Source organism: Orbaceae bacterium BiB (assembly GCA_036251205.1).
Taxonomy (GTDB): domain Bacteria; phylum Pseudomonadota; class Gammaproteobacteria; order Enterobacterales; family Orbaceae; genus Orbus; species Orbus mooreae.
Window position 1 is genome coordinate 835,558 of the sequence record CP133958.1, and the last position, 14,407, is coordinate 849,964.

At 35.3% G+C, this 14,407-nt stretch carries 13 protein-coding genes; 8 read left to right on the forward strand and 5 right to left on the reverse strand.

The features are described 5' to 3' along the window. Positions 1-1,003 precede the first annotated feature (1,003 nt). The 4 genes from RHO11_03940 to rsmC all read right to left on the reverse strand — a co-directional run bounded on the left by RHO11_03940 (position 1,004) and on the right by rsmC (position 6,224). Complete coding sequence (locus RHO11_03940; protein WVD62287.1) at positions 1,004-2,602, reverse strand: altronate dehydratase; 1,599 nt, start codon at positions 2,600-2,602, stop codon at positions 1,004-1,006. A gap of 64 nt (positions 2,603-2,666) precedes the next feature. Beyond that, positions 2,667-3,890: an MFS transporter gene (locus RHO11_03945; GenBank protein WVD62288.1), complete on the reverse strand. Its 1,224-nt coding sequence runs from the start codon at positions 3,888-3,890 to the stop codon at positions 2,667-2,669. A 373-nt stretch (positions 3,891-4,263) separates the two neighbouring features. Further along, the gene (locus RHO11_03950) at positions 4,264-5,019 is read right to left on the reverse strand and encodes an IclR family transcriptional regulator (protein WVD62289.1); all 756 of its coding nucleotides are present in this window, start codon (positions 5,017-5,019) and stop codon (positions 4,264-4,266) included. 170 nt (positions 5,020-5,189) lie between these two features. Further along, positions 5,190-6,224 carry a 16S rRNA (guanine(1207)-N(2))-methyltransferase RsmC gene (gene rsmC / locus RHO11_03955; protein ID WVD62290.1) on the reverse strand — a complete coding sequence of 345 codons (1,035 nt, stop codon included), beginning with the start codon at positions 6,222-6,224 and terminating at the stop codon, positions 5,190-5,192. 82 nt (positions 6,225-6,306) lie between these two features. Here rsmC and RHO11_03960 point away from each other — a divergent pair, with 82 nt between their 5' ends. The 5 genes from RHO11_03960 to RHO11_03980 all read left to right on the forward strand — a co-directional run bounded on the left by RHO11_03960 (position 6,307) and on the right by RHO11_03980 (position 9,285). Continuing rightward, on the forward strand, positions 6,307-6,726 hold the full coding sequence (locus RHO11_03960; protein WVD62291.1) for a DNA polymerase III subunit psi: 420 nt from the start codon (positions 6,307-6,309) through the stop codon (positions 6,724-6,726). Further along, complete coding sequence (gene rimI / locus RHO11_03965; protein ID WVD62292.1) at positions 6,701-7,147, forward strand: ribosomal protein S18-alanine N-acetyltransferase; 447 nt, start codon at positions 6,701-6,703, stop codon at positions 7,145-7,147. The genes RHO11_03960 and rimI overlap by 26 nt, the downstream gene beginning before the upstream one ends. A 40-nt stretch (positions 7,148-7,187) precedes the next feature. Beyond that, the gene (locus RHO11_03970; protein WVD62293.1) at positions 7,188-7,799 is read left to right on the forward strand and encodes a thiamine diphosphokinase; all 612 of its coding nucleotides are present in this window, start codon (positions 7,188-7,190) and stop codon (positions 7,797-7,799) included. Positions 7,800-7,985: 186 nt separating this feature from the next. Further along, positions 7,986-8,774, forward strand: a complete 789-nt coding sequence (locus tag RHO11_03975) for a hypothetical protein (protein WVD62294.1) — start codon at positions 7,986-7,988, stop codon at positions 8,772-8,774. Position 8,775: 1 nt separating this feature from the next. Next, complete coding sequence (locus RHO11_03980; GenBank protein WVD62295.1) at positions 8,776-9,285, forward strand: surface-adhesin E family protein; 510 nt, start codon at positions 8,776-8,778, stop codon at positions 9,283-9,285. A gap of 110 nt (positions 9,286-9,395) precedes the next feature. On the opposite strand, the gene RHO11_03985 is transcribed toward RHO11_03980, so the two are convergent. After that, positions 9,396-10,145 (reverse strand): Nif3-like dinuclear metal center hexameric protein, encoded by a 750-nt coding sequence (locus RHO11_03985; protein ID WVD62296.1) that lies wholly within the window; start codon positions 10,143-10,145, stop codon positions 9,396-9,398. Positions 10,146-10,276: 131 nt separating this feature from the next. On the opposite strand from RHO11_03985, the gene fbp reads away from it, so the two are divergent. From fbp to pntB, 3 genes are all read left to right on the forward strand, one after another. Next, positions 10,277-11,278 carry a class 1 fructose-bisphosphatase gene (gene fbp, locus RHO11_03990; GenBank protein ID WVD62297.1) on the forward strand — a complete coding sequence of 334 codons (1,002 nt, stop codon included), beginning with the start codon at positions 10,277-10,279 and terminating at the stop codon, positions 11,276-11,278. A 172-nt stretch (positions 11,279-11,450) separates the two neighbouring features. After that, a complete protein-coding gene (gene pntA, locus RHO11_03995; GenBank protein ID WVD62298.1) occupies positions 11,451-13,016 on the forward strand; it encodes a Re/Si-specific NAD(P)(+) transhydrogenase subunit alpha in 1,566 nt (521 codons plus the stop codon). Beyond that, a complete protein-coding gene (pntB, locus tag RHO11_04000) occupies positions 13,013-14,407 on the forward strand; it encodes a Re/Si-specific NAD(P)(+) transhydrogenase subunit beta (protein WVD62846.1) in 1,395 nt (464 codons plus the stop codon). Before pntA ends, pntB begins: the two co-directional genes overlap by 4 nt.

The following is a 14,407-nucleotide window of genomic DNA, read 5'->3' on the forward strand; positions in this document are numbered from 1 at the left end:
ATATAACACTGATAATAGCTGGCATTGCTAAAAAAATAGTTAATAATTAAATGTATTAAAAATATGAAAATAAAAACGTACGTGTCGCTAAGTTAATAACAACTTATCAATACCACATTGAAATTTTCGATATAAGAATTTAGATAATTAGATACTACTTGGTGGTTCTGATTGTTTATCAGAATAACAGGAAGAGTACAGCACAACGTGTGATGCCGCGTTTGTATGAATTATACGTGTTTGATAGCTTTTTAAAAGACTGAATTGCATATCGTTCACCGTTACCGATTGTTCATTTTACGGCCGTGAACTGAAAAAATAGGATTATTTAGACGAGTTCATTAACCAATAATGATATATTTAAAACTTATCCCCATACAGTATGTGGGGGGACCCGATTGAGTATCCATATAGCTCCTGTATAAATTGACCTCAAATTACCCTTATCATCTTTAATCTACCAACCCTAGCTTTGCTATTAAAATTAGTAAATTTCTAAAAGGCGGGCAATTTATACCTTTTAAATAGGTTTATGTCAACCTTAAATTATAATAATTACAAAAGAATATAACGATTGCTTAAATTTACCACTTTAATCGCTGTATTTATAATAAAAAAGGTGACTAACATTAATCGGATTATCGTTACTTAGTATATTGAAATATCTAAATATTTTAGTTCTTTTTGGGCTATATTGTAATAGATAAAATAGGAGGAATTATTAGACGTAAAACAGCAAAATATATTATTTAAACTCTATGATCTAAATCTAATGATATTAATTAGGTAAGATATTTTAATACATCATTAAAATCAGCAACTTTGACCACTGTTTATAAAGTAGCAACCTACTTTTGTTAGCTGATAAGAGTTACGCGGTGCCCATTATCATGAATAACGCGTAAATCATTGTGACGTAATGTAAGTATATTATCTAACGACGGTTACTCTCATCTAAACTGTTAAATTAAGAATAACCGATATGTTAAGATAAGCTAACTTATTATAATGAAACTTCACGCTTCCAGAAAATAAAATCATACTGTTCAAGTTGATCCGCTTTAACAATATAATCATGACTAGCTGTCTTTATAACTAATTCTAAAAGATCTTCAGCAACACTTTCTAATGGCTTACCATCAATAACGGGCCCACAGTCGAAATCAATGATACTACTCAACTTCTCTGCAACAATGGAATTAGTCGCTATTTTTAATACTGGAACAATCGGATTCCCCGTTGGCGTTCCAAGTCCTGTTGAAAAAATCACAACATTTGCTCCAGTAGCAACCTGCCCTGTCACGGCTTCAACATCATTACCTGGTGTACAGACTAATGATAATCCACTATCTGGCATTGGATCACCATAATCACACACAGCAGAAATCGGCGCATGCCCACCTTTTTTGGCTGCACCAAGAGATTTAATCGCATCGGTAATTAAACCATCTTTAATATTACCTGGGCTTGGATTATCTGCAATTGAGGCATTACACAGCTTCGCTTGTTCTTCATATTGTTTCATTAATTCTAAGAAATGGACTTTATCTTTTGGAGAAATACAGCGTGCCACCATATCACCTTCGGCGCCACATAGTTCAGGAAACTCAGCTAAAGCCGATCCACCACCTAAACTGACCACAATATCAGAGACAATTCCCATAGTTGGATTAGCTGAAATACCAGAGAATCCATCAGAACCTCCACATTTAACGCCTAGTTTTAATTTTGATAATGGTACTGGTTTTCGTTTAACTTCATTTACCGATTTCAAATGTTCAAATGTCTGTTTAATCGCTTCAGTCATCATCTCATCTTCGTTTTTCCACTCTTGCTGACGGAAAAATAGATAAGGTTTATCGAAATGAGGATTACGTGCTTTTAACTCATCATCAAAGATATTTACTTGTGATTTTTCACAACCCAATGCAAATACAGTGATCCCCGCAACATTAGGATGATCAGCATACGCAGCTAAGATTTTACATAATGACTGAGCATCATTAGCCGTCCCACCACATCCGCTATTGACGGTTAATGCACGAATACCATCGATATTGGGAAATGGTCGTTGTGTAACTTGAGAGGTATTTGCAGAATGGCAGCCAAGTAAATTTTTAGTAATTTCATCATATTGTGATAAGTTATATCCCAATGGTTTAGCAAGCGCCTCTTGTAATTTTAGGACATTTCTATTTTGGCAAAATACAAGCGGAATAATTAACCAGTAATTTGCAGTCCCTACGCGTCCATCAGCACGAACCACACCGTTGAATGTTCGAGACTGCCATTTTGTGACATCAGGACGCTGCCAATGATAATCAGAGGTATTAAGATTAACTTCAGCGGTATAATGTTTTACATTTTGAGTCGTAATAATCCCTCCCTTTGGTATTGCAACCGTCACTTTCGCAACAGGCAGACCATAAAGATATAACACATCACCGATTTTAGTATCTTGCATAACAAATTTATGCTTAGCTGGCACATCCGTTGCTAGCGTATACGTTTCATTATTCCAAGTAACTGTCTCACCCTTTTGTAGATCTTTAAGCGCAACCATTAAGTTATCTGCTTCGTTAATTAATAATATTTTTTTCATGACATTGATCCTATTAATATATTTGGTAGCAAGAAGTAATATTGATACAGCTTATCACTTCCAATTATTTATTATATGTTTTACCTAAAAGAACAATTAACCAAGCACACAATAACGTAAATAGTACAAGTACAACGAGACCTGCTTCCGGAATAAAAATTCTTAAATGGTTATCAGCATAAACGCGAATCATCCGAGCAAGGAAGCTACAAACTGCACCAATGGTGGTAATAAAGCCGATTCCAGCTGCTAATGCACTACCTAATAATAACTGCGGAAGGAAAGTCCAAAATATGGGTTGAATAGCAAGAAAACCTGTCGCACAAAAACAGAGTGCAATAATGGCAATAACAGGACCGGCATAAGCAGAAACAACTAGACCAATAGCCGCTGCAATCATACATAACATTGAGATTCTAACGCGTTTAGTCGAATATCTATCTGCATAACGAGGTAAATAATAAACACCAATAGCTGCCGCAGCCCACGGAATAGCTGATACTAATGAAGCTTTAAAACCAACTGATGTTCCCATTAATGTAGCAACTTGTGATGGTAAAAAGAAAATCAGACCATATACACCAATTTGAATTGTTCCGTAAATTAGTGCTAAATGCCAGACCTTAATATTCGTTAACGCATCAGAAACTTTACTGGTTGCTACTGTTTTTTGTTCTGATGCTAACTGTGCTGTTAATGCATCACGTTCTTCTTGAGTCAAGAAACGCGCTTCAGATGGTTTATCATCAAGATAACAGAAACAGACCAAACCAAGTAAAACGGCAGGAATACCTTCTAAAACAAACATCCAAAACCAACCTGGTTTCCCGAATAAACCATGAAGTTCAAGTAATGCTCCCGAAATTGGTGAACCGAGTGTTAATGCTAGCGGTACTCCTAATACAAAAATAGCGATAGCGGCACCACGAATTTTATTAGGAAAGAAAATTGATGCTAACAATAATATTCCTGGATAAAAACAGGCTTCCACCATTCCGAACACAAAACGTAAGATAATAAATTGAGTCTCATTTTCGACAAATCCCGTTAATGCCGATAATGCACCCCATAATACGGTTGTGGCCCCTAACCAACGTTTAGCACCAAGTTTATTCATCATTAAATTAGCTGGCACGCCACATAGAGCATAAGAGGCAAAAAAGATCCCAGCACCAAGAGCATAAGCTTCATTACTTAAGGCAATATCTCGAGCAAATGCTTCTTTAGCAAAACCGACATTAACGCGATCAATAAATGCAACAAAATACATAATAAACATAAATGGCATTAAACGCCGCTACGTTTTTTTAATGGCACTATTTAATACTGGATTATCAAAAGATTGGTGAATCGACATATACTATCCTCATTATAATTATAAAAATCATCAAACACCAGTATACTGACACCAATGTCTATATAAGGACGGGTTGTAAGGTTTATAAATCAGCCAGACAACAAATAAGTTATTTTATTCATCATTTTTGTGAGGAAGATCATGAAAAGCTTTAGTTGAGATCGCTTTAGTGAAATATTTAAGTGAAATATTTTGTGAGTAAGGAAATTGATAAAAATTTTATAGAGAAAAGATTGCAGAGCCCAATCCTCTCTTTACGATTGATTGGGCACAAATTATGACAAATTAGGCTAATTAGATCAGGCTATTTAGAAATAGAACTAGATAACATATTGGCAGCTTCTGTTGCATATTTAGCAAAAGTATCAATTTTATCATCAGGCATTTGAAATCTAACGCCTGATGTACTAATTGCAGCAACAACCTTACCATGATGATCAAAGACCGGAACAGCAATACAGGTTATTCCTTCAAGATCTTCTTCATTATCAAAAGCCCACCCCCTTTCACGCACTGTTTTTAATTCAGCCTTAAAATCAGTTCGCGTTATAATGGTATTTTGGGTATATTGAGGAAGCTGCTCATCGGGCAAGAGTTGATCTATTTCTTGTTCCGGTAACCAAGCAAGTAATATTTTACCTAAGCCCGATGCATGTAATGACAAACGTTTACCTAACCAGCTTTTGATCGTAATAGCATTAGGACTTTCAAGTTTAGCAAGATAAATCGCTGAACGACCATCTAAAATACCTAAGTGACAAGCTAAATTAGTTTTATCCCTTAAGTAAGTTAGCGGTGCGGTAGCTAGTTCTCGGATATTAAATTGTTCAATTGCCTTATTACCAAATTCATATAAAACTAACCCAAGATAATACTTTCCATCATTTTGTCGCAATAGCCCATTAGTCACTAAGCTATTAAGCAAAGCAGACGTTGAACTTTGCGGTAAAGATAACCCCTGAAATATTTGGCTATAGGTTGCACCTTCATGATTAGCAATAAAATGGAAAATACGTGTTGCTTTATCAATAGCGGGATTCTGTGACGATTTATTACTCATAATGAGGATATTAAATAATTAATAGTAAGTCAGTTTTCTAAGTATAGAATATTTTTTGATATATTATAACTAATTATTTCTCAATGCTTAATCATAACCACTTTTACAATAAAAGTAGTTTAATTCATATTGCTATTTTTAGCATGATAATCAATAAGACTTTTCAATCACTACATACTCGCTAAATACACCTTAAATTTAGTTGTCTGTCCAATGACATCAACGCGTTTAAACTGTTGGACTAGTAGCTGATGATAAGGTAAAAATGAGTTAGCAACGATACATAATTTACCATTAATCGTTGAGTGGGATTTACTTTGTTTAATTAACGCATCTACTGCAGAATAATCAGTCTCTTTACCATCATGAAATGGAGGATTGGAAACAATTAATTCAAACCGTCCATCAATATTAGAAAAAACATCACTCGCAACGACCTTTGCCTTAATACCATTAGATTGTAGTGTTTTTTCAGTGGATGCCAACGCAGTCGCACTCACATCAGAACTCATCAATTCAATACTAGGATTGAGTTTAGCCATAAAAGCGGATAAGACCCCACTACCACAGCCAATATCCAAAACTCGACCACGAACCAGAGCAGCATTTTCTTCCAGAGTATTCAATAATAAATCACTGCCTGCATCTAATGTTTTTTGGCTAAATACCCCCGGTAAGGCGTGAATTGCCAGCATATCGTGATCAAACTGAAGATAATATTGTGACCACCACTCTTCAAAGTTAAATGCAATTCGACTCTCAGCAGAGAAATGGTATAAACTACAACGTCTAGCTGTATCGATTTTTTGTATAGAACCAAATGGACTTAATAAGGTTTCAGCACTTTTTACACCGCTTCGATTTTCACCAACAATAAAAATGTCAGTACCTTTTGCTAAGTTATTTAATAAACAAGCAAGTTGAAATTGAGCTTCAGACTTATTCTTTGGCCAATAGTAAATTAGTGTATCAGTATTTTGATAGCAAGCCGCTGTTGGCTGTGCTGAAAACTCAATTATCTCATTTTGCTGACGTGATTGTAGCTGTAAATAGAGATGAAATAAGACACAGTGTATTTTAGTTACTGCAGTATCGAGTTGTAAAACATAAGTATCATGAAAATCGCCCGCCACTAATAGATTTTTTCCAGAAAAAAGCGATTCATGACGTTCTAAAATTTGGCTTGCTGGTGTAAATGCCGACATTAAATTTAACCTCAAATAAAGATCTTTATAAAAATTTGGATAGATTATACAATTAACTTTTACGAATCACTAATAAAACCCTATGAATAACCCAGATTGGTACCTTAATCAACTTGGTATAACCCAATATATATTACGTAAGCCGACTGCTATGAAAGGTGAGGCTTCGATAAATATTGCCGAAAATATCCGACTAATTATTGTTACACGAGCAGCGCCAAGTGATAAAATTTTTACTGATATCTTAAAAGCAATACATCTAACAACTGATGATTGTCTTATTTTATCGCCAAACCAATTAATCATGCCGATTGAACAACTGGATCGCGTTATTTGGTTTATCGATCAATCTCTACCTGATAGTTGGTCAGAATCTTCTGAGTTAAATAATAAGGCTATAATTAAAACTGTTAGTCTCACACAATTAGCGCTATCCGCTACTTTAAAACGTCAATTATGGAATATGCTTTGCCAATATGAAAACTATTTCCACCCTAACTGAACTTGATTTCGATGATGCCTACGCGGTTGAAAAGTTAAGCCATTTAATACCGTGGAGTGAGCAAACTTTTCGTTCTAATCAAGGTGAACGTTATATCAATAAAAAAGTTGTCTTGAATAATCAGCTAGCTGGATTTCTCATTTGCCAAACAGTCTTAGATGAAGCGACTTTATTTAACGTTGCGATTGCACCAATGTATCGTAAACAGGGACTTGCTACCTTACTTTTAGAAAATTTATTGCAAGAATTAACCACCAAAAATATTAAAATCCTCTGGTTAGAAGTCAGGGAGTCAAACATCTCGGCTATCAACTTATACCATAACTTAGGTTTTAATGAAATTACCATTCGTAAGAATTATTATCCAGCCAAACATGGCAGAGAAGATGCAATTATTATGGCATATAACATTTCATTTTGATGATACTTAATCTGTTATCAGCAATTATAAAGGATAAATAATGAAAAAAGCGTTACTGTTTGTCAATGGCGAACCGCCAACACATTTTCCTCAATCGCTAACACAATATGATTATATTGCCTGTACTGATGGGGCTTATCATAGCTATTTATTACAAACAGATATTACCCCTCATTTTATTATTGGCGATCTCGATAGTTTACATAAACAGCCAATTGCAGAGAATATTGAAATTATTCATACTCCAGATCAGAGTAAAACTGATTTTGAAAAAGCATTACTCTTTTTAGTTAGTAAAGGGATTCAAGCTTTTGATATTTACGGTGCAACGGGCCATGCAACCGATCATTTCCTAGGCAATTTATCGGTTGCTAAACAGTATTATCATCAATATCAGCTCACCTTTTATGATAATTATTGCTACTTTTTCTTTCTGCAAAAAGAAACCACACTTACTAATGTAAAAAATAAAACTATCTCATTGATTCCATTAACAGAAGTACATGAATTAACATTGACCGGTTTTCTATACCCATTAACAAATCAAAGTTTACAATTAGGTGGATTTACTAGTTTACGTAATAAAGCGATCGACAATAATATTTCAATCACTTTTACTGGTGGTGACCTGCTTCTTTTTGTGAGCTTGTAAAAAAATTATCATAAACAGAGTCAATACCTTTCGTATGAAAGCTTTGTCGCACTGAAATTGACACTTATATTTCCTTACAGTATTATTTTATTATAATAAAAAAGTAATACCAATCCGCACAAAATGCTCGGATATAAGTACAATTAAATCGTGTAACAACACTTAAATCTTATAATGGATGAATAGATGAAAGGAAGATTCATAATTAAAACAATTTTATTGCTAGGAAGTGTAATTTTAATTTCATACCCAGCACTAGCTAATCGAAATATACAAAGTGTTATTGATGCTTTTACTAACTGTGATAGTGGTTTTTTTTATCAACTCAAAAATAATGCCAGTGATTTTGAGGATATTACCGATTTAGTGCTCAAAGAGCAGATCGCTTATATTCCCGTCAAAGATATCGCTTCAAATGAAGGTAATACACACTATTTTATGCAACCTATTGAATATAGAGGTCTAACTATTATTGGTTACCAAAATATTTATATTGAGACGTCATATTTAGGGAAATATTACTACTGGGGCTTTATTATCAATGGTTCGATTGATGATGTGAAACAGTCACTAAATCAACTCTCTTGGCAGAAATATAATATTACCAGCTATGTAACAAATACACAGCTATATGACCGACAGCAAAAAAACGTTGGCTGGCGACAAAACCCTTATGTCATTGATGGGGTTGTACCACGTTTATTTACCATCGAAAAATCACTTTATCTTGAGCCGATTAATGAAAACCAAATCCATTTAGTCTGTTCATTACAAGGTGATATTGATAAACCATTGCTTTATACTATGCGTCCAGATATGGCTGATATTGATAAATTAGCCAATGATAAACGCATAGCTGAAATTGAAAAAAATGATAGCATTAATACCCCTAATCCCGAACAACAAAATAACCATGATATAACGACGGTACAAGAACTCACGAAGAGTAATACGCAAAATAGTGAGGATATGTAGTATGAAAAAAAGACATTATATTACTCATTTTATTAGTGGATTATCATTATTAGTATGTTCATACTCTGTTTTTAGTTTGGATACCGATACTCCACCAACAACTAATGTAGGATTATCCGATAGTCAAGTACCCGCTCAATATTTACCAATCGAAAAATCGAATATCGGTAACTACACCAGTTATACATTTATAGATAAGAGTTCAGTTAAATTACATCCTTATAATCACTTAATTCGCACTTATACTCGTGTGACTAATTTTGGTTCAGAACAATTTTTACAATATGAAAGTAAAAATAAAACGCCATATCGTTCGGTAGTCAGTCAAGAGTACGTCAATTGTGATCTCCGAGAATATGCAAAAGGATTAGTTGAGAACTATGAGAGCTATTTTGGCAAAGGTAAACTAATTAATATAGACCATAGTCCTAAACGCTGGGAAACCACTGACCTCGATGATCGAGAAAGGCAGAATTTAATTGTTATCTGTTCACTTCCAATCAATAACTAAATCTTTTTAGATAAGGGCTAACTTAGCCCTTTTTTATAATATATTTAATTCTTCGTTATTTTTTTAATGTAATATATGATTATAGTATAAAAAACAGTTAACATGACATATTAAGCGGGATTATCGATATCCACAAATGTTACATCAAGATTATGATATTGAGCTAACCACTGACCTAAAGCCTCAATACCATAGCGTTCTGTTGCATGATGCCCTGCTGCATAAAAATTAATGCCATATTCACGAGCAATATGGATCGTACGCTCAGAGACTTCTCCCGTGATAAAAGCATCAAATCCCAATAATGCAGCCTCTTCAATATAGTCCTGTCCGCCACCACTACACCAAGCAACACGTTTAATAACGTTCGGTGCATTATCACCACAGAATAATACCGAATGATTTAATGTCATTTCAATTCGAGATTTTAGTTGTAGAGGGCTAATTGATTGCGAGAATGAGCCTTTAAATAGTAAATCAGTAATATCTTTACGTTCGTCAACGACAATACCCAATTTATCTGCCAACAGTACATTATTACCTAATTCAGCATGACCATCTAAAGGTAAGTGATAACCATACAAATTAATATTATGTGTTAATAGTGTCTTTAACCTTTTATATTTTATCCCTGTTATCGTCACAGGTTCATTATTCCAAAAATAGCCATGGTGAACCAAAATAGCATCAGCATTGAGTCTAACCGCTTCATCTAATAGCAGTTGACACGCGGTTACGCCTGTCACAATCTTCCTGACTGTTTTTTTACCCTCAACTTGTAATCCATTAGGAGCAAAATCCTTATATAACTGAATTTGTAAGGTATCATTTATAAGTTGCTCTAAATCAATATTGTTCATTTAAACTCCTTGGATCTTTTTTTACTAAAAAAACTAACTAACCCTTTGTTAATTATAGTCGATTTCTATTTTTAACTCACGTATATTTATAGTTCATTTTTGCTAATACTCTAATATCAGGGTCTCTTTATATGAAAACATTAGGTGAGTTTATTATCGAAAAGCAGCATGAATTTCCTCATGCTACTGGTGAATTAACAGCATTACTATCTGCAATCAAACTGGGCGCAAAAATCATTAATCGTGATATCAATAAAGCAGGTTTAATTGATATTCTTGGTGAAAGTGGTTTGTCAAATATTCAAGGTGAACAGCAGATGAAACTTGATGCTTTTGCCAATGATGCTTTAAAAGCTGCTCTTGAAGCCCGTGGTGTCGTTGCCGGTATTGCCTCTGAAGAAGAGGATAATTTAGTTATTTTCGGCAAGGAAAAATCGACTCATGGTAAATATGTAGTATTAATGGATCCATTAGATGGTTCATCCAATATTGATGTAAATGTCTCAGTCGGTACCATATTTTCTATATATCATCGGATTACCCCAATTGGTACGCCAATTACTGAAGATGATTTTTTACAACCAGGTCATAAACAAGTCGCAGCTGGCTATATTATTTATGGTTCATCAACGATGCTAGTGTATACCACCGGTTGTGGTGTTAATGCCTTTACCTATGATCCATCTATTGGTGTATTTTGCCTATCTCACGAAAATGTTCATTTCCCACAATCAGGGAATATCTATTCGATTAATGAAGGCTATTACTCAAAGTTCCCAGCTGGGGTTAAAAAATATATAAAATACTGCCAAGAAGAAGATAAAACGACCAATAGACCATATACTTCACGTTATATTGGTTCGTTGGTATCAGACTTTCATCGAAACTTATTAAAGGGTGGTATCTACATTTATCCCAATACCGCACAGTATCCTAATGGTAAGCTTCGCTTACTCTATGAAGCAAATCCAATTGCATTATTAGCTGAACAAGCCGGTGGTAAAGCCAGTGATGGCTATCAGCGTATACTTGATATTACACCAACAAAATTGCATCAAAGAACACCATTTTTTGTCGGTGTACAACATATGGTTGATGATGCAGAGAAATTTATGCTGGAACCCGCTGAATAATTGTTATTTATAACTATTGGTTAATTATCCAAGTTATATCATAATAGCAAGATTGTTGTATTGATAAATGGATTTTACCTACCTTACATGGTAGATTTAATCTACAACATATTGGCTCAACAAAATCATAACAACGAATATTGTAATAACTAAAACATAAGGACTTATAACAATGCATATAGGTATCCCAAAGGAAAGGTTACCGAACGAAGGTCGCTTAGCAGCAACGCCACAAACAGTGGGGCAACTGCTAAAATTAGGCTTTACGGTTTCGGTAGAAGAAGGTGCAGGCCAAGTCGCTAACTTCTCAGATCAAGCATTTATCGATGCTGGTGCTTCAATTCAAAATACCCACGATATCTGGCAAAATGATTTGATATTAAAACTTCATGCCCCTCTCGATGAAGAAATCGAACTGATTAAACCCGGTGCAACATTAATCAGCTATATTTACCCAGCTCAACATCAGGAACTATTAGCAAAATTAGCGGCTAAAAACGTGACTGTGATGGCAATGGATTGTGTTCCTCGTATTTCACGTGCACAATCACTTGATGCATTAAGTTCAATGTCGAATATTTCTGGTTATCGCTCAGTTATTGAAGCTGCTAATCAGTTTGGTCGATTCTTTACGGGTCAAGTAACTGCTGCGGGTAAAGTACCGCCAGCTAAAATTTTAATTATTGGCGCAGGCGTTGCTGGCCTTGCTGCAATCGGTGCAGCTGTAAGCCTTGGTGCTATTGTTCGTGCATTTGATACTCGTCCTGAAGTTGCTGAGCAAATTCAGAGTATGGGTGCAGAATTCTTAGAATTAGATTTTGAAGAAGAAGCTGGTTCAGGCGATGGTTATGCTAAACAGATGTCTGCTGCATTTATTGAAGCTGAAATGGCTCTGTTTGCCGCTCAAGCTAAAGATGTTGATATCATTATTACAACAGCATTAATTCCAGGTAAACCTGCACCAAAACTAATCTCAAAAGAGATGGTTGAATCAATGAAACCAGGCAGTGTGATCGTTGACTTAGCGGCAATTACTGGTGGTAACTGTGAGCTAACTCGACCTGGTGAAGTCTATGAAACTGAGAATAAAGTTAAAATTATTGGTTACACAGATTTAGCAAATAGAATGCCAGCTCAAGCATCTCAGTTATATGGTACTAATATTGTTAACTTACTGAAACTTCTCTCTAAAGAGAAAGACGGTAATATTAATGTTAATTTTGAAGATGTTGTAATTCGTGGTGTTACAGTGGTTAAAGATCAAGAGATCACCTGGCCTGCCCCACCAATTAAAGTATCGGCTCAACAACAAAAACCTGTGACTAAACCCGTTGCTAAACCAGAACCAAAACCAATGAAGCCTGAAGTGAAGTATGGTATTCTGGCTGCAATTTTAGTCGTATTTTTTGCATTAGCTTATGTTGTACCGGCAAGTTTCCTCTCACATTTTATTGTATTTGCATTATCTTGTGTGGTTGGTTATTACGTCGTGTGGAATGTTAGTCATTCATTACATACCCCTTTAATGTCTGTAACTAATGCGATATCGGGAATTATACTCGTTGGTGCAATTTTACAACTTGGTAGCGGTGATGGCGTTATTACATTTATCGCCTTTGTAGCTATATTAATCGCTAGCATCAATATTTTTGGCGGATTCTTTGTTACTCATCGTATGCTTAAAATGTTCCAACGCGGTGACAACAATAACAAAGGCAAAAAAGGAAAAGGAGAATAAACATGCACGGAATTATTCAAGCTGCTTATGTTATTGCTGCGCTACTGTTTATTTTTAGTTTACAGGGATTATCAAAACAAGAAACTGCCCGCTCTGGAAATATCTATGGTGTCATTGGGATGGTTATTGCACTTGTAGCAACCATATCAAGTATTACTGATGGATATCACTGGGTAATCATTGCAATGGTACTTGGTGCGGTAATTGGACTCTATCTTGCAAAGAAAGTCGAAATGACTCAAATGCCAGAGTTAGTTGCATTATTACATAGCTTCGTTGGTATGGCCGCAGTACTTGTTGGCTTTAACAGCTTTTTAGATCCACATATCGCATTATTTACTGGTGGTGAACTTACTGTACACTTAGTTGAAATTTTTATCGGTGTCTTTATCGGTGCTGTTACTTTCTCAGGTTCAGTTATCGCATTTGGTAAACTTAATGGGCGTATTAGTTCAAAAGCATTATCATTACCTAACAAACATTACTTAAACTTAGCTGCAATTATTGTATCTGTTCTTCTAATGTTTGCTTTTGTTCATCTTGAGTCTGGTTTTATAGCCTTCATGTGCTTGTTGATTATGACCTTGATCGCCTTTGCTTTTGGTATTCATTTAGTCGCCTCTATCGGTGGTGCTGATATGCCAGTTGTTATCTCAATGCTAAACTCCTATTCAGGTTGGGCAGCAGCAGCAGCAGGCTTTATGTTAAGTAATGATCTATTGATTGTAACTGGGGCATTAGTCGGTTCATCTGGTGCGATTCTGTCTTATATCATGTGTAAAGCAATGAATCGTTCATTTATCAGTGTTATTGCGGGTGGTTTCGGTAATGAAACGTCAACATCAAGCAGTAGTGATGAAGAACAAGGTGAATATCGCGAAATTCAACCAGCTGAAGTGGCTCAAGTACTTAAAGAAGCTCGTTCAGTTATCATCGTTCCGGGTTATGGTATGGCAGTAGCTCAAGCACAAGGTGCCGTTAGCAATATTACTGAAAAACTTAAAGCGATGGATATTGAGGTTCGTTTTGGTATCCACCCTGTTGCAGGTCGTTTACCTGGTCATATGAACGTATTATTAGCTGAAGCCAAAGTACCTTATGATATCGTACTTGAAATGGATGAAATCAACGATGATTTCCCTGATACAGATGTTGTTTGGGTCATTGGAGCAAATGATACCGTTAACCCAGCTGCAGAAGAAGATCCTAATAGTCCAATTGCTGGTATGCCAGTGCTTGAAGTATGGAAGGCTAAAACCGTTATTGTATCTAAACGTTCAATGAATACTGGTTATGCTGGCGTGCAAAACCCATTATTCTTCAAAGAAAATACTTATATGCTGTTTGGTGATGCCAAAGCGAGTGTTGAAAAAGTATTACAAGATATTTAA